This is a genomic window from Pandoraea vervacti, assembly GCF_000934605.2.
Lineage (GTDB): Bacteria > Pseudomonadota > Gammaproteobacteria > Burkholderiales > Burkholderiaceae > Pandoraea > Pandoraea vervacti.
Genome location: NZ_CP010897.2, coordinates 192,664 through 218,207 on the forward strand (window position 1 = coordinate 192,664; position 25,544 = coordinate 218,207).

Here is a 25,544-nt window from a genome sequence, read left to right on the forward strand (position 1 = left end):
GGCCAGAGCAGGCCGTGCACGTGGCGAGATCGTCGCCGTGCCCATCAGCCATCGCAAGATTGTGCGGTGGCGTGCGCCCAGGAGGCAATGCGGCGAATTCCCGTTTTCATCATGGCATTACTACCCATTCTTCAGTACCCCGATCCCCGTCTGCACAAAGTGGCCAAACCGGTCGCCGAAGTCGACGACCGGATCCGTCAACTCGTCAAGGACATGGCCGAGACCATGTACGACGCCCCCGGCATCGGCCTCGCAGCCACGCAGGTCGACGTCCACGAGCAAGTCATCGTGATGGATCTCTCGGAAACGCGCGACGAACTGCGCGTCTTCATCAACCCGAAGATCGTCTGGCGCAGTGACGAGCAAAAGGTCTACGAAGAGGGTTGTCTCTCCGTGCCCGGCATCTATGACGAAGTCGAGCGGGCCGATCGTGTGCGCGTCGAAGCGTTGAACGAGAACGGCGAGAAGTTCGTCATCGACGCCGACGAGTTGCTCGCAGTGTGCATTCAGCACGAGATGGATCACCTCAAGGGCCGCGTGTTCGTCGAGTACCTCTCGCCGCTCAAGCGCAACCGCATCAAGGCGAAGATGAAGAAGCAGGCCGAACGCGCCTGATCTGCGGGGGGACGCCCACGCTTGGGCGCGCCCGGTAAAGTCCTCTATACTTGCAGCGCTCGCGGGCCACGGCCCGCCTTCTGCCGCTGCGACGGGGCGTCTCGAACGTCTGCCGTCGGGCCAAACTCCCGACTGTCTGCCGAGATGTCCATCGCCACCACTTCGTCGTCTTCGTCCTCCTCGTCGTCGGTTCGCACCCGCACGCTCTTCTGGCTGAGCGCCGCACTGCTTTTCGCGTTCGTGCTCGCGGGTCTGTTCGACCGTGATCCCTGGAAAGCCGACGAGCCGTATTCCGTCGGCATGGTGCTCAACTTTTTCCGCGGCAACGATCTGATCGTGCCGCGCGTGGCCGCTGACCCGTTCGTCGAGAAACCGCCCGTCATGTATTGGTCGGGCGCGATCTTCGCGCGACTGACTGCCGGCGTGCTGCCCGTCTTCCAGGGTGCGCAACTGGCCGTGCTGGCGTGGCTTGTGGTCGCGATCCTCTGTGTCGGCCGTCTCGCCCAGCGCCTGTACGGCAGGGACACCTTCAACTGGCTCGCCCCAATGCTCATGGTCGGCAGCTTCGGGGCCATCGAGAACATCCACAAACTGACGGCGGACATACCTCAACTCGCGGGGGCGGCGCTCGCCCTGGCGGCGCTGGCGCGTCTGGCCAAATCCGAAAATTGCGCGCGCAAATGGGGGCTGCTGTTCGGCACGGGCGCCGGTATCGCGTTCCTGAGCAAGGGGCTTCTCGTGCCTGGCGTGCTGGCGCTCACGGCGCTGGCCGTGCTGATGCTGCCCGCGTACCGCACGCGCCGCTACGCGGCGGCGCTGGGCTGGGCGATGCTGGCCGCGCTGCCGTGGCTGATCGTCTGGCCGGTGCTGTTCTGGCACGCGTCGCAGCCGCTGTTCATCGAATGGTTCTGGGATAACAACTTCGGCCGCTTTTTTGGCTTCGTGCATCTGGGCGGCGAGCGCAAGTCGTACTGGAACGACGTGACGAGCCTGCTCGGACTGACCTTCCCTGCGGGATGGCTGGCGCTCGGCGCCATGGTTGCGCAGTGGCGGCAAGCCGGGGGGCGACGCTTCGTGACCGAGCGGCCCGAACTCGCCATGCTGTGGCTCTACGTGGCGCTGTTCGTGTTGACGCTGGTCGTCTCGTCGGCGATTCGCGATATCTATATGTTGTCGCTGTTCCCCGCCATTGCCGTGCTCGGCGCTGGCGTGCGTTTGCCGTCATGGCTTGAGAAGGCATGGTCGGGCGTGGCGCTCGTGCTCATGAGCGTGCTCGGCCTGTTCCTGTGGGTGCGCTGGGGCCTGCAGCTGACGGGTAACGGACATGTCGCGGCCGGGCCGATCGGCAAATGGCTGCCGCTCGATTACGTGCTGCCGTTCTCGCCCGGGCTGGTGCTCGCCGCAGTCGTCATTGCAGGATTGTGGGTCGGCGCCATCGTGCGTCGCCGGGAGCTCGGCGCGCTCGTTTTCGGCTTTGCCGGACTGATGTTCGTCTGGGGCACGCTGTCGACATTGCTGTTGCCGTGGATCAACGAAGCGCGCAGCTACCGCACGCCGTTTGCCGCGCTGCACGACGCGCTGGCGAAGGTGCCGCGCGCAACTTCCCCCGCAGCGAGCGCTTGCATCGGCTCGTTCAATGTGGGTGAGTCGGAGCGGGGCATGCTCGACTATTTCATCGACGTCCGCCCGGTGCAGTTGCCGAGTCTGGCGGACGCCTCGCGCTGCGGCGTGCTGCTCGTGCTAGACAAGGCCAATGCACGGATTACCGTGCCCGAAGGTTGGGACCCGATCTGGCAGGGGGGCCGTGCGGGCGATACGAACGAGCGCTTCCGCGCATTCGTGCCGTCTGCCGTCAAATAAGTTAAAGCGTTCAGCAGGAGGAAGTTCGTCATGACGCTTCGCATCGTTTTTGCCGGTACGCCGGAATTCGCGCAAACCGCGCTCGCCGCCATCGATGCCGCCGGCTTTTCTGTTGAGTTGGTGCTCACTCAACCCGATCGTCCTGCCGGACGCGGCATGAAATTGCAGGCCAGCCCGGTCAAGCGCTACGCACTGGCGCACGGCATGCCGGTCGCACAGCCGCCGTCGCTGCGTCGGAACGGCAAGTATCCGGAAGACGCCGCCGCGGCCATCGAGCAACTGCGGGCGTTGGCCCCCGATGTCATGGTCGTGGCTGCCTACGGCCTGATCCTGCCGCAGGAAGTGCTCGATCTGCCGCGTTACGGCTGCCTCAACATCCACGGCTCGCTGTTGCCGCGCTGGCGTGGCGCTGCACCGATCCATCGCGCCATCGAGGCCGGCGATGCGCAGACCGGCATTACCATCATGCAGATGGACGCAGGCCTCGATACCGGCGCGATGATCCTGCGTGAAGCGCAGCCCATCGGCCCGGAAGATACGACGTCGACGCTACACGACCGCATGGCGGCGCTGGGCGGCAAGCTGATCGTCGACGCGCTGCGCCAACTGGCGCGCGACGGCCATCTGCCGAGCGTTGCACAACCGGAAGCCGGCGTGACGTACGCCGAAAAGATCGCCAAGCACGAAGCGGTGCTCGACTGGGGCAAGCCGGCGCAAACGCTGGCGCGACAGGTTCGGGCGTTCGATCCGTTCCCCGGGGCACTGGGCACCGTCCACGACACGCCCGTGAAGCTCTGGCGCGCGAGCGCCGTCGCCGGTCGGCCCGGGAGTGCCCCGGGCACGGTGCTGGAAGTGAGCGCTGACGCCATCGTGATCGCATGCGGTGACGGCGCACTACGCGTGACCGAATGCCAGAAGCCGGGCGGCAAGCGCCTGCCGGTGCGTGAGTTCCTCGCGGGCTTCGCGCTCGCACAGGGCGACGTATTCACGTCCGGCGCGGCAGGGTGAATGCGCTGGGAAATGCAGGTTCCGGGCACCAAAACAGCGCGAAAATGTCGTAAAACGCCATCGAAGTCGTATGGAATCGCGCTGAACGTCGGAAAAAAGTCCAATCCGAAGTCCGCGGACGTTGAATTTTCACCATGCGACGCCATCTAACGCCCGAGGACACGCAAAGTGCGTGATTCCCTGAGGTCATCAAGATTTTGCAGAGGAGAACACCATGTTCAATTGGATGAAGACCACCCTGCTGATGGCGGCCATCACCGCGTTGTTCATGGTGGTGGGCGGCATGATCGGCGGCAAGCAGGGCATGATGCTCGCGCTGGCGTTTGCGCTCGCGATGAATTTCTTTTCGTACTGGTTCTCGGACAAGATGGTGCTGCGCATGTATAACGCGCAGCAAGTGGACGAAACCAGCGCGCCGCAGTTCTACAACGTGGTGCGCGAGCTGTCGCAGCGTGCCGGGCTGCCCATGCCGAAGGTGTATCTGATCAACGAGGACGCCCCGAACGCCTTCGCGACCGGCCGCAATCCGGAAAATGCCGCCGTCGCGGCAACGACCGGTATCCTGCGTGTGCTCTCGGATCGCGAGTTGCGCGGGGTGATGGCGCACGAACTGGCGCATGTGAAGCACCGTGACATTCTGATTTCGACGATTTCCGCCACGATGGCCGGTGCGATTTCGGCGCTCGCCAACTTCGCCATGTTCTTCGGCGGACGTGACGAGAACGGCCGTCCGGCCAATCCGATCGCCAGCATTGCCGTGGCGATTCTGGCGCCGCTGGCTGCATCGCTGATTCAGATGGCGATCTCGCGTGCCCGTGAGTTCGAGGCGGATCGCGGCGGTGCGCAAATCTCCGGCGATCCGCAGGCGCTCGCGGCGGCGCTCGACAAGATTCACCGTTACGCGCAGGGCATTCCGTTCGACACGGCGGAGCAACACCCGGCCACGGCGCAGATGATGATCATGAATCCGCTGCGCGCCGGCGGGTTGCAGAATCTCTTCAGCACCCACCCGGCGACCGAGGAGCGTATCGCCCGCCTCATGGAAATGGCGCGCACCGGGCGCTACGAGTAAGCCCTGAACAGGACTGGCGTCACCGGACTTCCTTGCGAAGCCAACGCTCGCCGACCGAGCGAGCCACGCTCGCAAAGCCGGGTCGTCAGTCTGCTATCCTGTGGCCCGACGATCGTCCGATAGCCTCCCATGCCCGCCGTCGTGCGGGCATGTTTGTTTGTAGAAGCCCATGCCGCAACCGAGTCTGCCCACCGAATCCCTGGCCTACGCGCTTCAGCGCGCCGCGCAGGCCCTCGAGTCCGTTCAGAAGGGCACTGCGTTGCCACAGGCGCTCGCGCAGGCCACCACACAATGCGCTCCGACCGTGCGGGCTGCCTCACAAGATCTCGCGTACCGCGCGGTGCGGCGTCTGGGCAGCAGCCGTGCGTTGCTCGCGCTGCTCGTCAAAACCGCCCTGCAAGCGCGCGTGCGCGACATTCTGCTGTGTGCGCTCGCGCTGCTGCAAGATGACCCCGAAGGGGCGGCCTATACCGAATTTACCGTCGTCGATCAGGCGGTCGAAGCGATTGCCGCGCAACGCCGCACGGCTGCCGCCAAGGGACTTGCCAATGCGGTGCTGCGCCGCTTCCTGCGCGAGCGTCAGGACCTGATGGCGCAGATCGCCAAACAGCCCGAGGCGCGCTGGAATTATCCCGTCTGGTGGATCGACGCCGTGCGCGAGGCATATCCCGACCAATGGGAGACGTTGCTTGCCGCGGGCGACAGCCGCGGGCCGATGACGCTGCGTGTGAACACCCGTCGCACCAGCGTGGCGGCAATGCAGGCGAGTCTGGCGCAAGCGGGCATGGCGTCCGAGGTGATTGGCCCGGTGGCGCTGCGGCTCGAGCAGGCGGTGCCGGTGGAGCGTCTGCCCGGCTTCGCAGACGGTTGGGTCTCGGTGCAGGACGCGGGTGCGCAGCTCGCCGCGCCGCTGGTGCTCGGCGAACATCCGCGCGCGGGCATGCGCGTGCTCGACGCCTGCGCAGCCCCGGGCGGCAAGACCGGCCATCTGCTGGAGATGGCCGACGTTCAGGTCACGGCGCTGGAGTCGGATCGCACGCGAGTGCCGCGCATCTACGAAAACCTCGAACGTCTGGGGCTCGAAGCGGACGTGCGTATCGGCGATGCAGGCAACCCGTCGAAATGGTCGGGTGGCGGCTGGGACGGCGTGCCGTTCGATCGCATTCTGGCGGACGTGCCGTGCTCGGCAGCCGGTATCGTGCGCCGTCATCCGGACATTCGCTGGTTGCGTCGCGAGGCCGACATCGCGGCGCTGGTCGAAGAGCAGCGCCGAATCCTGCTCGCGCTCTGGGACACGCTGGCCGTGGGCGGCGAGCTGATCTATGCGACATGCTCCGTCTTTCCATCGGAAAACGAACAGCAGGCGCAATGGTTTGAACGTGTTTGCCCAGATGCGGTACGATTGGACGCTCCCGGGCAATTGCTAATGACCCCTGGCGGCGCCCATGACGGTTTCTACTACGCTCGCTTCCAGAAACGGTGACCTTCTCCCAACGGCTACTGGCCTGCCTGCTGCCGCTGCTGTGCGCGCTTGCGCTCGGCTATGCGGCACCCGCGCGTGCCGACAACGAAATCCAGGTGCGCGAAGCCCGGCTGGAACCGTCCGATGGCGGTTGGTCGCTCGACGCGCGCTTTGCATTCGAGCTCAATAGCAGTCTCGAGGACGCCGTCAATCGGGGCGTCTCTCTTTATTTCACGACCGACTTCGAACTCACGCGCTCGCGCTGGTACTGGTTCGACGAGAAGGTCGTGAATACGTCTCAAAGCGTGCGGCTGTGGTTCCAGCCGCTCACGCGTCAGTATCGTGTCTCGAGCAATAACGGCAACAGCAACAGCGGTGGGCTGCAACTCGGCTTCGGTTCACTGCGCGATGCGCTGGCGCTCGTGCGCAATGTGAGCGGATGGCGCGTGATCGAAAAGGGCGTCGTGAAGCCTGGCACGCAGTATCAGGCGTCCGTGCGGATGCGGCTGGACAATGCGCTCATGCCCAAGCCGTTCCAGATCGACGCGGTGAACAATCGCGACTGGAACCTGAGCTCCGACTGGGCGCGCTTCCTCTTCTCGCCGTCTCAGCCGGCGGCTGCCGCGAATCTGCCGACGACCTCGCTGGCGGGCGCATCCGCTTCGTCCGCTACGTCCGCTTCATCCGCGTCGGCCGCTGCCTCAGCAGCTTCCGCATCGTCGGGCGCTGCCGCGTCCATGACGATTGCGCCACCGGGCTCGACGTTCGGCATCGGTCTGGCGGGCCTCACGGCGGCGGCAACGGCGTCGCCTGACGCGTCGCGAACGCCCGGCAAGCTGCCGCTCGCCTTCAATGCGGCGGTGCCGCCCGGAGCTGCCCGTGTCAAATAATGGCGGCGGCCTGCTCAAACACATCGTCATTCGCACGTTGATCGTCACGATGGCGCTGGTCGCCATCGGGCTGTTCGGCCTGCTCGCGCTTGCGTCGGCCAATACCGAATTCTTCGATCGCTACTATTCGCTGCTCTACACGGCGAACATTGCCGTGGCGATTATCTTCGTGTTCATCGTTGGCGCGCTCGTCTGGATCATTCTGGTCCGGTTGCGTCAGCGGCGCTTCGGCACGCGCCTGCTGGCAAAGCTCGCCATTTTCTTTGCGCTCGTCGGTGTGCTGCCGGGCGGCATCATCTATCTCGTGTCGTTGCAGTTCGTCTCGCGCAGTATCGAGTCATGGTTCGACGTGCGCGTGGAAACCGCGCTGGATTCGGGCCTCGAACTTGGCCGCGCCATTCTGAACAACGGTCTGTCGGATCTGAGCGCAAAGGCGCAACTGGTCGCCGATAACCTTGCGTCCAGCGGTGAGAAGGGCGGCACGCTTACGCTGCTTCGCATGCGCGATCAGTTCGGGTTGCAGGACGCGACCATCGTCGACGGCAACGGTCGTGTGCTAGCGTCCGCGTCCGGCAACTTCAACGCGCTGGTGCCGGACTTGCCCACGCCGCTCATGTTGCGTCAGGCACGCACGCAATCGCGTGGTTATACCGCGATCGAAGGCGGCAGCGAAGGCTACGACAAGAACGAGGGGCACGATCAGCTGCGCTGGCGCGTGGTGATACGGATTCCGTCGACCTATTCGTCGTCGTTGCAGGACGACGAACGCTTTCTGCAAGTCACGCAACTGGTGCCCGCGAATCTGGCGCAGAACGCCGAAGCCGTGCAGAACGCGTATCGTGAATATCAGGAAAAGGCGCTCGGCCGCACCGGGTTGCGCAAGATGTACATCGGCACGCTGACGCTGTCGCTGTTCCTCGCAACGTTCGTGGCGATGATGCTCGCGCTCGCGCTCGGCAGTCAGCTCGCCCGCCCCCTGTTTTTGCTCGCGCGCGGCACGCAGGAAGTGGCAGCGGGAGACTTGTCGCCCAAGGGCGAGGTGCGCACCAACGACGAACTTGGCTTCCTTACGCAGGCGTTCAATGCGATGACGCGTCAATTGTCCGACGCGCGCGCCAACGTCGAGCGCAATCGACTGGCGCTGGAAAGCTCGAAGGCCCACCTGGAAAGTATTCTGTCGAGTCTGACGGCCGGCGTGTTCGTGTTCGATCGCGACTTCCGGCTCACGACCGCCAACGCCGGCGCCGAGCGCATCTTCAAGCAGAGTTTTCAGCAAGAGCTCAACCGTTCCCCCGCCCATATTCCGGCGCTGGTAGAGTTCGGTGAGACGCTGCGTCGCGCGTTCGCCGATCGCGATGCGAATGCCGATCTCGGGCCGGGCGGCCACTGGCAGCAGCAGATCGGTCTGACGCTGCCGGGCGAAACGGACGGTGTCACGTTGCTGGTGCGCGGCTCGCACCTGCCCGAGCCGATGGTCGCTGTAGCGGGTGTGCCGACCCGCGCGGGCGGTGGCTATGTCGTGGTGTTCGACGACATCAGCGATGTCATTTCGGCGCAGCGCTCGGTGGCGTGGGCCGAAGTGGCGCGGCGTCTGGCGCACGAGATCAAGAATCCGCTCACGCCGATTCAGCTCTCGGCGGAGCGCTTGCAGATGAAGCTCTCGGACAAGTTGCCGCCGGCCGAGGCCGAGGTGCTGCGAAAAGGCGCGACGACCATCGTCAATCAAGTGGCGGCGATGAAGCGCATGGTCGACGATTTCAGAGACTACGCGCGCCTGCCCCCGGCGATCATGCATCCGCTGCAACTCAATGAATTGATCGGCGAAGTGCTGACGCTATACGGGGTGGACGAAGGGCGTGGCGCCATCCGGCCTTATCTCGATACCGATCTGCCGGAGATTCGCGGAGACTCGACGCAATTGCGTCAGGTTATCCATAATCTGCTTCAGAATGCTCAAGATGCGGTTGGCGGAACCGAAAACCCTCTTATCACGGTGGAAACGAAGACAGTAGAATACGCAGGAACGGATGTTCAGCCCGGTGAACCGAAGCGCACGGCAGTGCGTCTGACGATCACGGACAATGGGCCGGGTTTCCCGGCACGCATTCTGACTCGCGCCTTCGAACCGTACGTGACGACCAAGTCGAAGGGCACCGGACTCGGATTGGCGATGGTCAAGAAGATCATCGACGAGCATCAGGCGCGCATTGATATTCGCAATCGGTCCTTGCCCGAGGGCGAAGGCAGTGCAGGTGCCCAGATTTCGATCTTGTTTACTCAATTGGCTGACGACCAGGAACTGCCGCGCACAAAGCCGGCAGAACACACGAAGGTAGCGTAAATGGCAACCATTTTGGTGGTGGATGACGAAATGGGGATCCGGGAGCTGCTCTCGGAGATTCTGAGCGACGAAGGGCATGTCGTGGAGGTGGCGGAGAACGCGCAGGAAGCGCGCGCCTTCCGTGCCGCACACACGCCCGATCTCGTGCTGCTCGATATCTGGATGCCCGATACCGACGGCGTGACCTTGCTCAAGGAATGGGCGGCTCAGCAATTGCTGACCATGCCTGTGATCATGATGTCGGGGCACGCCACGATCGATACGGCCGTGGAAGCCACGAAGATCGGCGCGCTCAACTTCCTGGAGAAGCCCATCGCCCTGCAAAAACTGCTGCAGGCGGTGGAGCAGGGGCTGGCGCGAGGAAAACGCGAGGCGTCCGGCGGTGCGGCGAGCACCTTCGATGGCGACGACGAGGCGCTCGATACCGGCGTGTTCGGCGAGAGCGAAACACGCCACCCGGGCACGGGACTCAACGGTGCGGCTTCACATCATGTGCCGCTCGGAGGTAATGATGCAGACGGCGTGAGCGGTGCGACCGGCACGGGCATGTCGGCCGACATTTCGTTCGATGTGCCGTTGCGCGAAGCGCGCGACGCCTTCGAGCGTGCCTATTTCGCCTACCATCTGGCCAAGGAGCACGGCAGCATGACGCGCGTGGCCGAGAAGACCGGGCTGGAGCGCACGCACTTGTATCGCAAGCTCAAGCAACTGGGCGTGGAATTGTCCAAGAGCAAGACCTGACGGCGTGGACGTGTGGCGCGCGACGGCGCGTCGCTGCGCCGCATGAATGTCGACGTTGATGCTGATTCATACCGTTTCATGCAGATTTTTTCGATTAAGGGCTTGCGCAAAGCGTATTCAGTCTCTATAATCGCTTTTCTCTTGGCCCGGTAGCTCAGTTGGTAGAGCAGCGGATTGAAAATCCGCGTGTCGTTGGTTCGATTCCGACCCAGGCCACCAAATTCGAAGGGCTTGCGCATATCGCAAGCCCTTTTTGCGTTTGAACGAAAACGCTGCCCGATGATGGGTATAACGGCCCGGCGATAGCGACGCGGGGCAACGCGGTTCAAAATCGCGTGACATATCCCGCACGCGGGTTGCCCCGGAGGGCCCGACAGGCCCGAATCGCTTGGTATCCGACGGCAGCCGCAAGCGCGTGCCCTGGCCCTTGTCGTCCTGATGGCTCAATGCCCTGACGGCAAAGGCGATACTGCTAGCGCATGATCATGACGACAAGCACCGATTCCGCTCTGGTTCTGTTCTCCGGTGGACAGGATTCGACTACCTGCCTCGCATGGGCGCTCTCGCGCTATGCGCGCGTCGAGACGCTGGGTTTCGACTACGGCCAGCGCCACAGCGTTGAGCTGGAGTGCCGCACCGATGTGCTGGCCAAGCTGCGCGAACGGTTCGCGCAGTGGGCGCCGCGCCTGGGCGACGATCATATGATCGATTTGTCGATTCTCGGCCAGATCAGTGAGACGTCGCTCACGCGTGAAACCACGATCGCGATGGCGGCCAACCAGTTGCCGAACACGTTCGTGCCGGGCCGGAATCTGCTGTTTCTGACGATTGGTGCGACCATTGCCTATCGTCGCGGTCTGCGCGTGCTGGTCGGCGGCATGTGCGAGACGGACTTTTCGGGCTATCCCGATTGCCGCGACGACACGATGAAGGCGCTCCAGGTGGCGCTCAATCTGGGCATGGACCAGCGCTTCATCATCGAGACGCCGCTGATGTGGATCGACAAGGCCGATACCTGGCAGATGGCACAGGATCTGGGGGGCGACGTGCTCGTGGAGACGGTGCGCGAAGATACGCACACATGCTATCTGGGCGAGCGCAGCGTGCTGCATGCGTGGGGCTACGGGTGTGGCGAGTGCCCGGCATGCCAGTTGCGTCAGCGTGGCTACGAGCAGTGGCGTGCGCGCGGCAATGACGGCGCAGGCGGCGCAGGTGGCACGGGCGGCGCCGTCTGATCCTGTCGCCCGGCGTCGCAGCCGAGAGCATCATCAAGAGAGTCGAGAACATCATGACGTACGCGGTAAAGGAAATCTTCTACACATTGCAGGGCGAGGGCGCGAACGCTGGCCGCCCGGCCGTGTTTTGCCGGTTTGCAGGCTGCAACCTGTGGACGGGACGCGAAGAGGACCGTGCTGGGGCCGTGTGCCAGTTTTGCGACACGGATTTCGTCGGCACCGATGGCGAGAACGGCGGCAAATACCGCACGCCGGCCGATCTGGTCGCCCAGATCGCGGCGCTGTGGCCGCAGAGCGATCGCGCGCACCGCTTCGTCGTGTGCACGGGCGGCGAGCCGCTGCTCCAGCTCGATGCGCCGCTCATCGACGCGCTGCATGCCGAGGGGTTTCGCATCGCCGTGGAAACCAACGGCACGCAGGTCATTCCCGAGGGGATCGACTGGGTGTGCGTGAGCCCCAAGGCCGATGCCGAGATGATCGTCAAGCGCGGGGACGAATTGAAAGTCGTGGTGCCGCAGGATCGTCAGCGTCTGGCCGATTACGAAACCCTCGACTTCACGCACTTCTATCTTCAGCCGATGGATGGCCCGTTGCGGGACACCAATACGAAGCTGGCGATCGACTACTGCAAGTCGCATCCGCGCTGGTCGCTGTCGATGCAGACGCACAAATACCTGAATATTCCCTGAGCCGTTGCCGTGATTACGATTACCCGGAAACTCGAATTCGATGCGGGCCACCGCATTCCCGATCACCGAAGCCAGTGCCGCAATCTGCATGGGCATCGCTATGTGCTGGAAATTACGCTCGCGGGCGAAGTCAGCCGAGAGAGCGGCGCGTCCGATAACGGCATGGTCATGGATTTCGCCGACGTCAAGGCGCTTGCGAACGAGCACCTTGTCTCCGTATGGGACCACGCGTTTCTCGTGTACGAGGGCGACACCGCCGTGCGCAACTTCCTCGAGACGATGCCGGATCACAAGACCGTGGTGTTCGATCGCGTGCCGACCGTCGAAAACCTCGCGGCGGCGGCGTTCGACAAACTGAGCCACGTGTTCGACGCCCATTACGGCCGTGACCTGCGCCTCGTGCGTCTGCGTCTGTACGAGACGCCGAACTGCTGGTCCGAAGTCACGGCCTGAGCGCCGGCAGTCCCGCGTGCCCGTGTCGGCGCCCGTGCCATTGCCTTGGGACGAAACCCGAGAGGAGACGGATTCGATACTTTGGCCGCAATCGCGGCGGCGTGCGCGGACCGCATGTCCGAAAGTGCAAACCCGCCAGATCAGGCATCTGGCGGGTTTTTTATTTTTCGGAGAAGTCATGACAAGAATTTCAGCGTCCGCAGTAGTGGCCCACGATCTGCCGACCGGCGTCCGGCTTTGCGCCGTGCGCCGTGTCGGATCGCGAGAGAGCCTGCTTTCGTTGGACCACGTCGCCAATCGCCGGGAGGCGTGTGCCGCCGCGACGGAGATACCGTATCGCGTGGGCGTCCACGATGGGGAATTTCACCGGGAAATCGCTGCTGTGAGGCGATTGCGTCGTTGTGAATGTCACGGTGGCGCTCGGGCGCGCGTGGCAATCGTTGCGCCCAGCGCGCCCCCGGCCGGCGCACCCGCGCCTGCGATGCATGTGACGCAGGGGCAGTCCGGGCCCGCGTGGGGCGATCCGCCGCCGCCGTATGCGCCGCCGGGAGACATCCCCCCGGCATTGCCTCCGTGCGCACCGCCGCCATACATGTCGCACGAGGCGATGCTCGTGAGCGGCCCGATGCTGCCCGACCTACCGCCGGCCTACGCGCGTCCCTCGCTCGACTGGTATTTGCGGCAGGGCTATCCGCGCGCCGATGTCTGAGGCATCGCGTGCCGAATCGGCAAGAACAGGGACGAACAGGGACGATAGGGACGAATAGGGACGAATCGACACCCAACGATACGACTCGCCACGCATCAATACGCAACTGGCTGCGGCGATCGATCGTGCGTCCTGCCGAACAGCGCGTGAGAGCGCGCGTCGCGCTATGATGCGGCTGGCACACCTTAACCCGACACGAAACCCGGCACGAAACCCGAAATAACGAGAGGGGGACTCCAACATGAAGACACTGCTGCGCGGCCTGATGACCGCATTTCTGTTCACCGTTTTTGCCGTGCCGGCGACATCGGCATTCGCAGAAGACAAGGTCGTGTATCACATCAACGATGCGGAGCATCAGGCACTTGCCGGATTGCGCAACGTTCGCAATCAGCTCGATACCGCGCCGGACACCAAGGTCGTGGTCGTCGCACATTCGCAGGGTGTCGACTTTCTGATGGAGAGCTACAAGGACGCCGCCACCGTGGGCCCGCTGATCTCCGCGCTGCATGCGCGCGGCGTGAAATTCGAGGTGTGCGAGATCACGCTCAAGCAACGTAATCTGAAGAAGGACCAGTTCGTGCTCGATGCGGACTTCACCCCGTCCGGCGTGGTCGAGCTCACGCGCTTGCAGCAAAAGGGCTACGCGTACATTAAGCCGTAAGCCATTCTGCACACAGACGAAGACGCCCCGGCCTCGCGCCGGGGTTTTTGTCTGTCTGCGGAACGTTTTGGGGAGAACGACCATCGACGGGCGTGCGCGACACGTCGCCGGCAGCCCTGAGGGCAGAGCCTTTTTATTTGGCGCACAATAGGCGCACGTCCGCCCCCGGAGGTGCCCCATGAGAAGTCCCGTTCCGACGACGCCCGCTGTGCGCCGCTTGCTCGCCGGCAGCGTGCTTGTGCTCAGCGGCGTGGCGTGCGCGCCGATTCCCTACGCCGTTGCCGCCGCGCAGGCGCCTGCACAGGCGCTCACCGATCAGGCCGTGCATCACTACGAAGCGGGGCAACAGACGCAAGCGCGCGAAGAATTCCGCCGCGCCGCCGAGCAAGGCAATCGACTTGCACAGTTCGATTACGCCATGATGCTGCTCAACGGCGAGGGGGCAGACGCGGATCCGGACGGCGCGGTGCACTGGCTCGAACGTGCAGCGAGCGCGGGCATGACGCAGGCGCAATACGTCTACGCCAAGATGTTCGACGACGGCTATGTTGTCGGCAAATCCATCCCTCAGGCAAACCTCTGGTACGAAAAGGCGGCTCGACAAGGCCATGTGCAAGCGCAGGCCGCCATTGCGAACGAGTACTTCATCGGACGCGGTGTCCCCAGAGACTACAAGACCGCCTTCACCTGGTACGAGAAGGCGGCACGCGGTGGCGACCTCCCGTCGCAATACATCGTCGCGAGTTATTACGAACGTGGTTACGGTGTCGTCACCCCCGATCTCGAACGCGCACGGTTGTGGTACGGCAAGGCCGCCGCGCAGGGCGACGTGGCCGCACAGGGCAAGCTCGACGCGATGAATCGCGAGCTCGCCCGACAGGCGGCGCCGACGGCGGGCGCAACGCCGCCAACGCCCGCCGCGAGATAGCGCAACGTGATTCGCAAATCTTGATCGGTCTCAATCCGGTTGCGAAGAATCCCATCATGAATCGCTGATCGACGGTCGGTATTCTCAACCTCAACGAATTCATTGTTGAGGAGCGCGAACGACGACCCACGCCGGAGTCTGACGACTGGCCGGCGTCGCACGCTCGCGAAGAGATGATGGAATCAGACACCCGACCCGCAGAGATCGACAGCCATCCCCCAGGCGCGGTATTGCGTCTGCTGACCGGGCCGATGCGCGGCTGCGAATTCTCGCTCTCGCCCGGTGTGACGTTGTTCGTCGTCGGCCCGAGCGACCCGACCTTCGATCGTGGCTGGCAAACCGAGATGCCGCCCAACGCCATCTATGTGCCGATGGACGGCGACGGCGGCGACAACTTCGAAGTGCTCGTCGACGAGGGAGGACGTGAGGGACTTTTCGTTCGCGTGCTCAATGAAGGGGCGGGAGCGGAGGTCGCCATCGATGCGTCGCAGATCGCCCGCATGGGCGACGTGCGGGTCGGCGTGAAGCGTATCGACGAACCCTGGTCGGACGACGTGCAGCGCAGCCTGTGTGCCGATGCGCGACTGGACGACGTGACCCGCCCCGCGGCACGGCAACGCCGCTGGACGCGAACGCTCGTGTCGTGCACGGTCCTCATGCTGCTGGTGGGCGGCGCGTACTACTACTGGCAAGCCGGCCCGCAGCGGCAGGCCCAAAGCGTTGCCGACTATCTCGAATCGCTCGGCGGGCGCGCCACGGTGCTGCCGGGCAACGACGGCCACATCTATGTCCTCAGCGAAAACCGCGAGGAGCGCAATGCGCTCGCACGTGCGCTCGGCACCGAGGTCATCAAGCGTGAACGGCTGGTGCTCATGGCGCTCGACGAAGAGAACGCACGCATCACCCAGTGGATCGACGCATCGCGCACCGACGTGCTGTATTTCAAGCTGTCTCTGGAGGACCCCGCGTCCCCGGAGTTGTGGATCAACCGCAAGAAGAACGGCCTGTCCGAAGCGGACATGGCGCGGTTTCGCGAGTCGCTGCTGGAGAAGATTCCCTACGCCAGGCGCGTGAGCATCACGTTGCACGACGAGAGCGAAGCGAGTGGTGAGGCTGAAGACGCGCTCAGGCGGCAGATGGTGCCATTCCTTCGCACCGATACGCCCGAAGGCGTGACGTTCCATATCAGTACCGAGCTCGACGACGTTCAACTACGCCGGCTCTACGGCTTCATGCAGACGTTCGAGAAGCGCTGGGGAAAACGCCTGGTGCATTTCAACATCGACCTGCGCGACGACTGGACCGCCCAGCAATCGTATGCGTACGGCACAGCAGCGTATGTGAAAGACGGGCCACACCAGTGGCGCTTCATCAATCGACAGTAAGACAGGAGACCAGACGCACATGTCGACCCCGCCCCCCTATACCCCGCCGCCCCTGCCGGACGACGCAACGCTTCTCGAGTTCATCTCGTATGGCTTCAACGAGCCCGTCAACACGCTCAAAAAGCGCATGGAAGACGCATTGGAAGCGGTCAAGAACGATCCGACCGATTCTGCTTCGATGGCGACATTCCAATCCGCCATGGCCGCTTATACCTCATTGCGCGCCGCCCAGTCCGGGACCGTCAAGTCGCTCAAGGACGCTGTCCAGGGCGTCGTCTCCAAATACTGACGAGGCCTGCGTCGTCGCCGTCGCTTGCTACCCAACACCGAACGTTATCGAATGTTATCGAGCGTTTCCGAACGAGGTTGCCATGTCATTTGATCCTTCGTTGTCGTCGATCTCCGCGATGTACAAATCATCGGAACCGGTGCTTGCCGCCGACCCCGGCGCCGGGCAGTCGCTGGAGTCGCGCGTCGTGAACGCGCTGTCCACCATGTCTGCCGGGTTCGAGGCACAGCGTGCCGACATCGCGAACGTCACCGCCAACTTCGACGTCACCGACGTCGGCAGCGCCGTCGAGTTGCAGACGAAACTTGCCGACTACGGTATCGGGGTGCAGTTCGTGGCCACCGTAGCGCGTAAAACGGTGGGCGCCGTGGAGGCATTGCTGCGGTGATGTCGCGCTTCGTCTTCCCCTTCGTCGTGGTGCTGCTTCTGACGGGCTGCCGCAAGGCCGAGACGCTGCTAAGCGCGCTCGACCAGCAGCAGGCCAACGAAGTGGCCGCCGTACTGCTGCGCCACAACATTGCGGCCGAGAAAATCGACGGGGGGAAGGCGGGCTACACGATCACGGTAGATGCGGCGGATTTTCCGCAGGCGGTCGACTGGCTCAAGACCTACGATCTGCCGCCGCGCCCGCGCATGGAGATTGCGCAGATGTTTCCGCCCGATTCGCTCGTTGCCTCCCCCCGGGCCGAGCGCGCGCGCCTGTATTCGGCGATCGAGCAGCGTCTGGAGCAATCGGTGCGCCTGATGCAGGGCGTGCTTGCCGCGCGGGTGCATGTGAGCTACGACGTCGATGGGCAAAACGGCGAACCTGCGAAGCGCAGTCCGCACATCTCGGCAGTGGTCGTCTATCAGAGTGGTGCGAACGGCACCGAACTCATCAACGATATCCGGCGATTCCTGAAGAACAGCGTCGAGGACCTGCGCTACGAGAATATCTCTGTCGTGTTGTCGCAGCAGCCAGCCATGCTCGGGGCACAAGCGCCGATGCCGCTCGCCCGGCCCGAGGACAGTGGCGTCGCGATCTGGCCATTTGTCGTGATCGGCGTATTCGCGTGCTTCGTCGCGGCCGTCGGCGTGGGCATGAAGGTGCGCGCGTCGGGCTGGTCGGGCAGGACCGTCGGTAGGGGCGATACCGCTGGCGCGTCCGGGCCCGCCGGCGTATCTGCAATGTCCGGCATGTCCGACGGCAAGGAGCGCTGACCATGTCGATGAAGCTCCCCCCCGGCCTGCACGAGTCGCAAAGCGCCATCGCGGTGGGCTGGCGCACGATGATGTTCGACCCGGCGTCCTATATCCATGCGGCCCGCTTCGTCTACCCGGCGCAATTCTCGTCGCCCCGCCAGCGTGCGGTCATCAACGAGATGCTTCTGGAAGGCTTCCGGCTCGACAGTCACTGGCCCCTCGATCAGATCGGGATCGTGGAGCGCCCGTGGGTGCTGAACTGGCGACGACTGCCACAGGTGGCCTATCTGATGGGATGTCAGGCACGCAAGGCGAGTCTGTGCCGACGTGCCGCGTTGCTGCGGCTTCCCGCGTGGGCATACGCCTATACCCAACTGCCGGTGCTCGACGCCAAGCCGTCGGTCACCGATGTGCCACCGTCGCATGCGGACCTGCTCGCCGAGGGGTACGTGCGTCTGATGGCGCTGGGGGCATCGCTGCGCGAGCCACTGCGCCAGCGCTTGCCCTTGCTGTTTCCTCCCATTGATTCGTACGCCGCAGACGTGCCCGATACGCGCGACGTGCGACTGTTCGTGACCGCGCTGCAATATGCCAAGAAGCATCCCCATTCCCCCCCGGACACCGGTCATTGACGGGGTGATCGTTCCGCAGGCCCAACTGGTTCGCGGCGTGATGCATGCACGTGTCGACGACGACATTCGTCATTGGGCGAAGCGCCGCGTCGTCGAGTCGCAGCGCGTGCTGGACGCGCAACGCCTGCAGGCGATGCGCGAAGGGTATCGGGACGGCCTGGCAGCCGCGCTGGAAGATGTGGTGGCGCATCTGATGCGCACCGAACACCTGTGCGACAAGTGGCGCAGCGACATGACGGAGCAGGTGCGCGAGGTGCTGACGTCGGCATCGCAACATCCGCACGCGCTGCTCGCCGCGCTCGACGATGCGGTGCAGACACTTGCAGGTCCGCGCAGCGCGACCTCGATCACTATCGTCTTGCCGCTGCGGCTCAAGCCACGTCGCGAGGAAATTCTGGCGCGCGTGAGCGCCGTCGCACAGATGCCGGTGACGCTCGAATTCCGGGCGAGAGACGCGCGCATTTCGGTGATGCGGGGCGACGCCGTCATCGAGTACGACCCACAGGATTACGTCGCGCGGGCCGAGGCCGCGCTCGATATCGACCCGCGCGCACCCAGGCAGGACCTGCGCGATCTGCTCGCGGCGTCGTTGTCGTCGCTGACCGAGCGCGTGAACGAACTGAGCGGGTGCTCGCACACGCAAGCGCATGAGGTGAGCGCCGGTGGGCGCGCCATGGGGCAAGCCGAAATGCCGGGTGACGCGCTCGCACCGCAAGACGAGCCATTTCGCAACGGAGAGTGAGGATGACGACCGCGATTGAGGGACCCACCACGAGATTGCCCGACGCCATCGACGAAGGGATGCCATACGTGACGCTGGCGCAGCGGGTGAGGGAGATGCCGTCGGACGAGGCATCGGCGCTGGACATCGATCCACTGACGACTCCGTCGCCCCCGCCGCCGTCATCGCTATTCCCGTCGCCGGAGCCCGACGACAGCGGCAAGCGGGGTGACGACGAACCCATGGAGTGGCCCGAGTTCTTCAACAAGATCCTGACGCTGGAGTGGTTCGACGGATGGATGGAACGCGCACAAGAGATGGTCGACAACGGCGAATGAGCGTGTAGTGAACGGTTGGTGGGGCATGCGTGGCGCCTGCAAGGGCCAACTTGGGCGGGAAGTCGATCGATGTCGGAGAAGTCGGCGTTAGCCGCGTCGGGTGCAGGCGTCACACAGTGGCGAAACAGATGAGCCGTCGGGTGCCGGCGGGAAGCGAGGTGGCGATGAGAAGTATGCAAATCATGGAAGACGCGCAGGCGTTGGGCGCGAACGAGGCGAGAGCATTGGCGTGCGATGGCGTGTGGTTCGTCTGCTCGCCGCCGTCTGCCCGAAGTCTTTTGCTTGAACTCCAACCGACCGGCAACGCGAGCGCCGCGCGACTGGAGTTGCCACCGAACTACTGCGGCTTGCTGATGGTCAGCAAAGGCAATCTGCTCGTCAGAGGCGGTACGCTGCACTATCACCGGATCCATTGCGATGTGCTCGTCAAGCTGCTGGCGTTCATGGACGAAGCGAATGCGACGGGAACGGACCCGCACGACAACTATCGACGCACTGCGGTGCCTGCGTTGCATCGGGTGCCCGTGCGTGAGCCGTGGTCGGACCGCCGCCAGTGCGAATTGTGGTTCCTCAACCAGATCGCTGCGCCCGGAGAGGGATTTCGCACGATGCTCGACATGCTGCGCCGTTGCGAATCCTACGACCTGATCCGATTCTTGCTCACACGCGCACCGACCGGTGGCACGTTGCGGCACATGTGCACCAAATACGGTGTGTCCTATTCGCACTTCCGGCGACTGTGCCGAGGCGCGCTCGGCGAATCCGCCAAAATCGCGTTGCGCGACTGGCGCATGGCGCGTTCCATGCTGGAAGTTGCCCAGGGCAACGACAGCTTTACGGAGATCGCGCTGCGCAACGGCTACGCGTCGTCGTCGCACTTCTCCACCGAAATCAAGGAACTGATCGGCATGTCGCCGACCAGTGCCGCCGGTGCGTTGCGAACGCTGGCTCGATGAACAGGGCGTATTACGTCGCCTGCGCCCTGGCGGCAGCAGGCGTGTCGAAGGCCGCCGTCGCGTCCTGGGCCATGGCGCTGTCGTCGGCAGGGGCGCTCGAAGGACGGCCCATGGGCGCGGACCCGGCGAACACGGGCACGAGCGCGCCTGCGCCGCAGGTCCCGCCTCAGATCACGCCTCAGGTCCGGGCGCCCACGCCAACAGCACCGACGCCGGTGCCGACAGCGGCGCCGGCCAAAGCGCCAAAGGCGCCGTCGAACGTGCTGCCGGCCGGCGAGTCCGGGCGTGGCGGCTACGTTGCGCGCAACGACAATCTGCGCGAGTTCTTCGCGGCGCTGTCGCCTTATCTGGGTCGTCCGGTGATCGTCAGCAACCTTGCCGCGAAGAAACAGGTCTCGGGCGACTTCGATCTGTCCAATGCCCGCACGCTACTCGAATCGATGGCAACGAAGCTGGGCCTGATCTGGTACCACGACGGCCAGTCGATCTTCGTCTACGACGCCTCCGAGATTCGCAATGCCACCGTCTCGATGAACTACTCGTCGCTCGGCGATCTGGAGTCGTATCTGCGCAGCGCGGGGCTGTACGACCGCCGCTATCCGATCCGCGGAGAGTCCGGCAGCAAAGTGTTTTATGTCTCGGGACCGCCCGTATTCGTCGACCTGGTGCTCGCCGCGTCGCGCTCGATCGACCGTGTCATGGTCAGCGATATTCCGGCGGCAGGCCCCGATCAGATCGGCGTGGTGCGCATGGATAACGCATTCGTGTCCGATCGCACCTATCAGATGCGCGACGAGAAAATCGTCATTCCCGGCATGGCGTCGGTCATTACGCAACTGGTGCAATCGTCGCGCGCCGGTGCCGGCAGCGTGACACCGCCCGCGACGCAACTGCCGCTCTCGCCGCAAGACACGCGTCATGCTGCCAATCCCAACGCCGGCGCATTGCCGCCGCCGATTCCGGGGCTGGGTGCGCCGGCGGCGCTCAATCCTGCCACGTCGCCGGGCGTGCCCGGGGAGCGGGCGCCGGGGCACGGACAGGTCATCGTGCAGCCCTACACCGCAGGCAACAGCCTGCTCGTGCGCGGCACGGCCGAGCAGGTCGAGCGGGTGGGACGTCTCGTGTCCCGGCTCGATGCGCCGCGCCGTCACATCGAGCTCTCGCTCTGGATCATCGATGTGCGCAAAGAAGCGCTCGATGCCCTGGGCGTGGACTGGTCGGGTGGCGTCGGCATCGGTTCGAAGTTCGGTGTGTTGCTCAATGCAACCGCGCCCGTCAGCACGCTCGATGGCGTGCGCTTCCTTGCCAAAATCCAGGCGATGGCCTCGACCGGGCAGGCGACGGTCGTATCGCGTCCCGTGATTCTCACGCAAGAGAACATTCCCGCGCTGTTCGACGGCAGTCAGACGTTCTATGTGCCGCTCGAAGGCGAGCGCACGACGGACCTGCGCAGCGTGACGTACGGGACCATGATCAGCGTGTGGCCGCGCTTTGCCGGTCACGACGAAATCGAGATGACGCTCAACATCGAAGACGGGACGAGCGCGCCGGGTAAGGAGTCCGATGGCGACAGCAGCAAGTACACGGTGCTGCCGACGGTGTCGCGCACACGAATCAGCACCATCGCACGCGTGCCGCAGGGCAAGAGTCTGCTGATCGGCGGTTATACGCGCGACAGCGGCGATACGGTCGAGAAGAAGATTCCGCTGCTCGGCGACATTCCCTGGCTGGGACGCGTCTTTCGCTACAACAGCACGTCGCAGAACAACAACGTGCGCGTCTTTCTGATTCAGCCACGCGAGATCGACGGTCCGCTCATGCGCGATGCGAGCGATATCGCTGCCGACACCCTGGCGACGCTGCCTTATCCGACGCAGGACGTACCGAAAGATCTGCGGCGCATTACCGGGCTGGATACGCACGGCGCGACGAACCGTGTCGCCGACCCGGCCTCGGACGTGTCCGCCGCCGGTGCGGCCGCAGCGCCCCCTCAGGCACCGTCCCACGTGTCCCCCGATGCGTCTGCCCAGGCGCCGGACCCGCTGCCGGCGCACGCGCCTGCCGAGGCACAACCCTCACAGTTGTCGACGGGAGCCGGCACCGAGTTGCTCGCCCCCGGCGATGCCACCCCTCACTACACGGGAGTCGACCGTGCCAGATCTTAATGTCCACCGGCCCTCGCCATCGTCATATTCCGACGCCTCCGCCAAAACCTATTCGGGCCGCCAGCGCGCCACGCGAACGTCGGACGACGACGACGGTCCGCAGCGCCTGATCACCGGCGGGCCTGTCGCCGATATTCGACGCGCGTCGGAGTCGAGCGACGAAATGTCGTCCGCCATGGCCCAATTCCGTCTGCGCGCCAATCGCAAGGAAGAGAACCGGGGCATGGCGCAGAGCTATGACTACATTCTCGAAGAGGACGCCCCGAACAAGATTCGCGAGATCCTCGGCGCGGCGTGGGTATCCCCCGAGGAACTGACGCGTTTGTTGCACAAGGCGTTTGACGACGTCAGCGACCGCTGGCTCGCCCTGCAGGCGCTCGACACGCAGCGTCACCTGCTCAGTGTCGCGCAGCAACTTGCCCTCGAAACCGTCATCGCGCAGGCCGAGGCAGCCCCGCCCGAGGAGATTCGCGCGCGCAAGGCGGGCGTGCACTGCGCCATCAAGGCGCGACTCTACGGCCACGCCATGACGCTCGAATTTGCGCCGAATCTGCTGCGCGCGGCGTACCGAAGCTTTCTCACGGCCGAAGCGCCGGATATCGAGATCTATCAGACATGGATCTCGGGCTTCGGCTTCGAGCGGCGCGAACAGGTGCTCGACTTCATGGAAGGGGCCATCGTCGACGACATGCGTGCCGACGACCCCAGCAGCACGCCGGGGCAATTCGCGTCGTCGCTCGGGCGTCTCACGACATTGCGCAGCCTGCGCACGCTCGAACATGGCTTCGTGCTGCTCGTGAGCGGCAGTGCGCTGGCGGCGCCGTTCAATTCGCAAGAGAAGGACTGGCTGCATTTCCTGCTCGTCGTTCTGACCGACCCCACGGCACTGGACGAATCGCTGCGCTACACCATGGGCGTGGGCGCGATTACGCGCGAGATTCGCGAACACAGCCAGCTACTCAATCTCTTGCTGTTCGCGTGTCAGAAGTTGCCCGGCGAGCCATTGCAGAGCCAGGAGGATCGCGATGCCATCATCACCGGACTTCGCGAGCTGGGCACGGCTGCCTATGCCCGAGAAAGCAGCGCTGCGGCAGCCGATCCCGTTTCGCGGCATCGTCGGAGCGTGTAATGCCCGCAGCGTTGCTCAACGATCTGCGGGGGCGTCCCGAGATCGTCATCCTGATTCTCATGTCATGCGTGATCGCCATGCTGGTGATCCCGCTGCCGACGTATCTGGTCGACTTTCTCATCGGCATCAACATCGCGATTTCCGTACTCCTGTTTCTGGGGGCGTTTCACATCGAGAAGATCCTGAACTTCTCGTCGTTCCCGTCGATGCTGCTGATCACCACGCTGTTCCGGCTGGCTTTGTCGATCAGTACGACGCGCCTCATTCTCATCGACGCCGACGCGGGCAAGATCATCGATTCGTTCGGGCAGTTCGTGATAGGCGACAGTCTGGCGGTCGGGTTCGTGGTGTTCGCCATCGTCACGATCGTGCAGTTCATCGTGATTGCGAAGGGTTCGGAGCGTGTGGCGGAAGTCGCGGCGCGTTTCTCGCTCGACGGCATGCCGGGCAAGCAGATGAGCATCGATGCCGACGTGAAGGCCGGCACGCTCGACAACGACGGCGCGCGAGAGCGGCGCAGCGTGCTGGAGCGAGAAAGTCAGTTGTACGGCTCATTCGACGGCGCGATGAAGTTCGTCAAGGGCGATGCCATTGCGGGCATCGTCATCATCTTCGTCAATCTGATCGGCGGCATCATCGTGGGCATGACGCAGCGCGGCATGGAACTCAGCGGTGCACTCACGACGTACACGACGCTCACCATCGGCGACGGCCTCGTCGCCCAGATTCCCGCGCTGCTGATCTCGGTCGCGGCGGGCTTCGTCGTCACCCGTGTGAATGGCGAGGCCGACAACATGGGGCGCACCATCATCAGCCAGTTGATGGGCAACCGCTTCGTGCTCGGTGCGACCGCACTGCTCACGCTGATCATCGGCACGTTGCCGGGTTTTCCGTTCGTCACGTTTACGCTGCTGTCCTGTCTGCTGGCGCTGGCGTGCTACTTCGCCAAATCCGCGCCGGCATCGCATGGCAGAACGAGCAAGGCCGGTGCTGCCGCAGACGCCTCCGGCAAGGGGAAGAAGCCCGGCGCCGGGCCGCAGGCCCAGAGCTCGCTGGCGTCCATCGACAATCTCGACAACGTGGCGCCGTCGACCGCGCCGCTCGCGGTCGTGATTCCCTCGGCTCAGGTGCCGGCGTTCGAAGGTGCGAACTTCCCACAGCGCGTACGCAGTCAGTTCTTCACCGACTTCGGCGTGCACCTGCCGGAAGTGTTGTTGCAGGGATCGCCCGCGCTCAACGCTTCGCGAGCGGCGGTGTACATCAACGAGGTTCGTGCCGACGAGTTCGTCATCTTCTACGACCGCGTGCGTGTCGACGCCTACACCGGTGAAATCGCGTCTTTGGGTTTCGAGCCCGTCTTCTCGGGGCCGGAGCGTGGCCGATGCGCGTGGGTGACGCCGGAACAGGGAGAGACGCTCGCCGCAATGCGTCACCTGACGCATGCGCCCGCCGACGAGTTGTATCAGAGCCTGGCGGTATTGCTCACCCGCCACGTCAACGAGTTCTTTGGGATCCAGGAAACGAAGAAGCTACTCGATCTCGTGGAGCAGCACTACCCCGATCTGGTCAAGGAGGTGCTGCGTCACGTGGCCTTGCAGCGCGTGTCGGAAATCCTCCAGCGACTGGTCATGGAGCGCATTTCCGTACGCAACATGAAACTCGTGATGGAAGTGCTCGCCATGTGGGCGCCCCGCGAAAAGGACGTGCTCAATCTTGTCGAGCACGTGCGCGGTGCGCTTGGCCGCTACATCTGCAACAAGTTTCTGCGCAACGGGGAACTGCGCGTCGTCATGTTGTCCGCGGAGATCGAGGAGAGCGTGCGCCGCTCGATTCGTCAGACGGCGGGCGGCGCGTTCGTGAACATGGACCCGAAGGATGCCGAGTCGCTGCTCGACCGTGTGGCGCTGGCGCTCGACGGGTCGGGACGTCCGCACAAGGATGTGGTGTTGCTCGCCTCGGTGGACGTGCGTCGCTTCGTGAAGAAGCTGGCCGAGACACGGTTCCGCGATCTGGAAGTGCTGTCGTTCGGCGAACTGGTCGACGGCGTGTCCGTCAACGTCATCAGCACGATCTGAACGGT

24 protein-coding genes, 1 tRNA gene and 1 pseudogene are annotated in these 25,544 nt (G+C 64.2%); all 26 read left to right on the forward strand.

The window, feature by feature from the left end:
- Positions 1–111 precede the first annotated feature (111 nt).
- The 26 genes and pseudogenes from def to UC34_RS00930 all read left to right on the forward strand — a co-directional run bounded on the left by def (position 112) and on the right by UC34_RS00930 (position 25,539).
- Complete coding sequence (gene def / locus UC34_RS00805) at positions 112–615, forward strand: peptide deformylase (RefSeq protein ID WP_044457577.1); 504 nt, start codon at positions 112–114, stop codon at positions 613–615.
- Positions 616–759: 144 nt separating this feature from the next.
- The gene (locus UC34_RS00810) at positions 760–2,475 is read left to right on the forward strand and encodes an ArnT family glycosyltransferase (protein ID WP_052810850.1); all 1,716 of its coding nucleotides are present in this window, start codon (positions 760–762) and stop codon (positions 2,473–2,475) included.
- 30 nt (positions 2,476–2,505) lie between these two features.
- The gene (fmt, locus tag UC34_RS00815) at positions 2,506–3,483 is read left to right on the forward strand and encodes a methionyl-tRNA formyltransferase (protein WP_044453285.1); all 978 of its coding nucleotides are present in this window, start codon (positions 2,506–2,508) and stop codon (positions 3,481–3,483) included.
- Between the two features lie 214 nt (positions 3,484–3,697).
- Complete coding sequence (htpX, locus tag UC34_RS00820) at positions 3,698–4,555, forward strand: zinc metalloprotease HtpX (RefSeq protein ID WP_044453286.1); 858 nt, start codon at positions 3,698–3,700, stop codon at positions 4,553–4,555.
- A gap of 169 nt (positions 4,556–4,724) precedes the next feature.
- On the forward strand, positions 4,725–6,038 hold the full coding sequence (gene rsmB / locus UC34_RS00825; protein WP_044453287.1) for a 16S rRNA (cytosine(967)-C(5))-methyltransferase RsmB: 1,314 nt from the start codon (positions 4,725–4,727) through the stop codon (positions 6,036–6,038).
- Positions 6,035–6,634 (forward strand): annotated as a pseudogene (locus UC34_RS00830) (DUF4390 domain-containing protein); the annotation flags it as partial. The gene rsmB and the pseudogene UC34_RS00830, both read left to right, overlap by 4 nt.
- A 235-nt stretch (positions 6,635–6,869) precedes the next feature.
- Complete coding sequence (locus UC34_RS00835; protein ID WP_044453288.1) at positions 6,870–9,248, forward strand: sensor histidine kinase; 2,379 nt, start codon at positions 6,870–6,872, stop codon at positions 9,246–9,248.
- Positions 9,249–9,989: a response regulator gene (locus UC34_RS00840; RefSeq protein WP_044453289.1), complete on the forward strand. Its 741-nt coding sequence runs from the start codon at positions 9,249–9,251 to the stop codon at positions 9,987–9,989.
- A gap of 143 nt (positions 9,990–10,132) precedes the next feature.
- Positions 10,133–10,208: transfer RNA gene (locus UC34_RS00845), tRNA-Phe, on the forward strand.
- A 260-nt stretch (positions 10,209–10,468) separates the two neighbouring features.
- Positions 10,469–11,224: a 7-cyano-7-deazaguanine synthase QueC gene (queC, locus tag UC34_RS00850; RefSeq protein ID WP_044453290.1), complete on the forward strand. Its 756-nt coding sequence runs from the start codon at positions 10,469–10,471 to the stop codon at positions 11,222–11,224.
- Positions 11,225–11,277: 53 nt separating this feature from the next.
- Positions 11,278–11,913, forward strand: a complete 636-nt coding sequence (gene queE / locus UC34_RS00855) for a 7-carboxy-7-deazaguanine synthase (protein WP_044453291.1) — start codon at positions 11,278–11,280, stop codon at positions 11,911–11,913.
- 12 nt (positions 11,914–11,925) lie between these two features.
- Positions 11,926–12,366: a 6-carboxytetrahydropterin synthase QueD gene (queD, locus tag UC34_RS00860; RefSeq protein WP_418303957.1), complete on the forward strand. Its 441-nt coding sequence runs from the start codon at positions 11,926–11,928 to the stop codon at positions 12,364–12,366.
- Between the two features lie 430 nt (positions 12,367–12,796).
- The gene (locus UC34_RS00865; protein ID WP_157122954.1) at positions 12,797–13,075 is read left to right on the forward strand and encodes a hypothetical protein; all 279 of its coding nucleotides are present in this window, start codon (positions 12,797–12,799) and stop codon (positions 13,073–13,075) included.
- A gap of 241 nt (positions 13,076–13,316) precedes the next feature.
- A complete protein-coding gene (locus UC34_RS00870) occupies positions 13,317–13,739 on the forward strand; it encodes a DsrE family protein (protein ID WP_044453294.1) in 423 nt (140 codons plus the stop codon).
- 178 nt (positions 13,740–13,917) lie between these two features.
- Positions 13,918–14,667: a tetratricopeptide repeat protein gene (locus tag UC34_RS00875; RefSeq protein WP_044453295.1), complete on the forward strand. Its 750-nt coding sequence runs from the start codon at positions 13,918–13,920 to the stop codon at positions 14,665–14,667.
- 173 nt (positions 14,668–14,840) lie between these two features.
- Positions 14,841–16,052 carry a PrgH/EprH family type III secretion apparatus protein gene (locus UC34_RS00880; protein WP_044453296.1) on the forward strand — a complete coding sequence of 404 codons (1,212 nt, stop codon included), beginning with the start codon at positions 14,841–14,843 and terminating at the stop codon, positions 16,050–16,052.
- Between the two features lie 19 nt (positions 16,053–16,071).
- A complete protein-coding gene (gene sctF, locus UC34_RS00885) occupies positions 16,072–16,341 on the forward strand; it encodes a type III secretion system needle filament subunit SctF (RefSeq protein ID WP_044453297.1) in 270 nt (89 codons plus the stop codon).
- Between the two features lie 82 nt (positions 16,342–16,423).
- Positions 16,424–16,729: a type III secretion system inner rod subunit SctI gene (sctI, locus tag UC34_RS00890; RefSeq protein ID WP_044453298.1), complete on the forward strand. Its 306-nt coding sequence runs from the start codon at positions 16,424–16,426 to the stop codon at positions 16,727–16,729.
- A complete protein-coding gene (locus UC34_RS00895; RefSeq protein WP_063389803.1) occupies positions 16,729–17,541 on the forward strand; it encodes an EscJ/YscJ/HrcJ family type III secretion inner membrane ring protein in 813 nt (270 codons plus the stop codon). Before sctI ends, UC34_RS00895 begins: the two co-directional genes overlap by 1 nt.
- Positions 17,542–17,543: 2 nt before the next feature.
- Positions 17,544–18,155, forward strand: a complete 612-nt coding sequence (locus UC34_RS00900) for a type III secretion apparatus protein OrgA/MxiK (protein WP_052810851.1) — start codon at positions 17,544–17,546, stop codon at positions 18,153–18,155.
- Complete coding sequence (locus tag UC34_RS00905; protein ID WP_157122956.1) at positions 18,112–18,897, forward strand: hypothetical protein; 786 nt, start codon at positions 18,112–18,114, stop codon at positions 18,895–18,897. Before UC34_RS00900 ends, UC34_RS00905 begins: the two co-directional genes overlap by 44 nt.
- A 2-nt stretch (positions 18,898–18,899) precedes the next feature.
- The gene (locus UC34_RS00910) at positions 18,900–19,214 is read left to right on the forward strand and encodes a hypothetical protein (RefSeq protein ID WP_044453300.1); all 315 of its coding nucleotides are present in this window, start codon (positions 18,900–18,902) and stop codon (positions 19,212–19,214) included.
- 164 nt (positions 19,215–19,378) lie between these two features.
- Positions 19,379–20,170 (forward strand): helix-turn-helix domain-containing protein, encoded by a 792-nt coding sequence (locus tag UC34_RS00915; RefSeq protein WP_218919552.1) that lies wholly within the window; start codon positions 19,379–19,381, stop codon positions 20,168–20,170.
- A complete protein-coding gene (sctC, locus tag UC34_RS00920; RefSeq protein WP_052810853.1) occupies positions 20,167–22,335 on the forward strand; it encodes a type III secretion system outer membrane ring subunit SctC in 2,169 nt (722 codons plus the stop codon). Before UC34_RS00915 ends, sctC begins: the two co-directional genes overlap by 4 nt.
- On the forward strand, positions 22,322–23,464 hold the full coding sequence (gene sctW, locus UC34_RS00925; RefSeq protein ID WP_072617423.1) for a type III secretion system gatekeeper subunit SctW: 1,143 nt from the start codon (positions 22,322–22,324) through the stop codon (positions 23,462–23,464). Before sctC ends, sctW begins: the two co-directional genes overlap by 14 nt.
- Positions 23,464–25,539, forward strand: a complete 2,076-nt coding sequence (locus UC34_RS00930) for an EscV/YscV/HrcV family type III secretion system export apparatus protein (protein WP_044453301.1) — start codon at positions 23,464–23,466, stop codon at positions 25,537–25,539. Before sctW ends, UC34_RS00930 begins: the two co-directional genes overlap by 1 nt.
- Positions 25,540–25,544 lie beyond the last annotated feature (5 nt).

Bases quoted from the DNA above. Each gene is read 5' to 3' on its own strand.
- UC34_RS00810 (WP_052810850.1), top strand. From the start codon at position 760: ATGTCCATCGCCACCACTTCGTCGTCTTCGTCCTCCTCGTCGTCGGTT.
- sctF (WP_044453297.1), top strand. From the start codon at position 16,072: ATGTCGACCCCGCCCCCCTATACCCCGCCGCCCCTGCCGGACGACGCA.
- htpX (WP_044453286.1), top strand. From the start codon at position 3,698: ATGTTCAATTGGATGAAGACCACCCTGCTGATGGCGGCCATCACCGCG.
- sctI (WP_044453298.1), top strand. From the start codon at position 16,424: ATGTCATTTGATCCTTCGTTGTCGTCGATCTCCGCGATGTACAAATCA.
- def (WP_044457577.1), top strand. From the start codon at position 112: ATGGCATTACTACCCATTCTTCAGTACCCCGATCCCCGTCTGCACAAA.
- UC34_RS00835 (WP_044453288.1), top strand. From the start codon at position 6,870: ATGCGGCGGTGCCGCCCGGAGCTGCCCGTGTCAAATAATGGCGGCGGC.
- UC34_RS00905 (WP_157122956.1), top strand. From the start codon at position 18,112: ATGCCAAGAAGCATCCCCATTCCCCCCCGGACACCGGTCATTGACGGG.
- UC34_RS00915 (WP_218919552.1), top strand. From the start codon at position 19,379: ATGAGAAGTATGCAAATCATGGAAGACGCGCAGGCGTTGGGCGCGAAC.
- UC34_RS00875 (WP_044453295.1), top strand. From the start codon at position 13,918: ATGAGAAGTCCCGTTCCGACGACGCCCGCTGTGCGCCGCTTGCTCGCC.
- UC34_RS00900 (WP_052810851.1), top strand. From the start codon at position 17,544: ATGTCGATGAAGCTCCCCCCCGGCCTGCACGAGTCGCAAAGCGCCATC.
- rsmB (WP_044453287.1), top strand. From the start codon at position 4,725: ATGCCGCAACCGAGTCTGCCCACCGAATCCCTGGCCTACGCGCTTCAG.
- UC34_RS00930 (WP_044453301.1), top strand. From the start codon at position 23,464: ATGCCCGCAGCGTTGCTCAACGATCTGCGGGGGCGTCCCGAGATCGTC.
- queE (WP_044453291.1), top strand. From the start codon at position 11,278: ATGACGTACGCGGTAAAGGAAATCTTCTACACATTGCAGGGCGAGGGC.
- sctC (WP_052810853.1), top strand. From the start codon at position 20,167: ATGAACAGGGCGTATTACGTCGCCTGCGCCCTGGCGGCAGCAGGCGTG.
- UC34_RS00910 (WP_044453300.1), top strand. From the start codon at position 18,900: ATGACGACCGCGATTGAGGGACCCACCACGAGATTGCCCGACGCCATC.
- UC34_RS00840 (WP_044453289.1), top strand. From the start codon at position 9,249: ATGGCAACCATTTTGGTGGTGGATGACGAAATGGGGATCCGGGAGCTG.
- UC34_RS00895 (WP_063389803.1), top strand. From the start codon at position 16,729: ATGTCGCGCTTCGTCTTCCCCTTCGTCGTGGTGCTGCTTCTGACGGGC.
- fmt (WP_044453285.1), top strand. From the start codon at position 2,506: ATGACGCTTCGCATCGTTTTTGCCGGTACGCCGGAATTCGCGCAAACC.
- queC (WP_044453290.1), top strand. From the start codon at position 10,469: ATGATCATGACGACAAGCACCGATTCCGCTCTGGTTCTGTTCTCCGGT.
- UC34_RS00870 (WP_044453294.1), top strand. From the start codon at position 13,317: ATGAAGACACTGCTGCGCGGCCTGATGACCGCATTTCTGTTCACCGTT.
- UC34_RS00880 (WP_044453296.1), top strand. From the start codon at position 14,841: ATGATGGAATCAGACACCCGACCCGCAGAGATCGACAGCCATCCCCCA.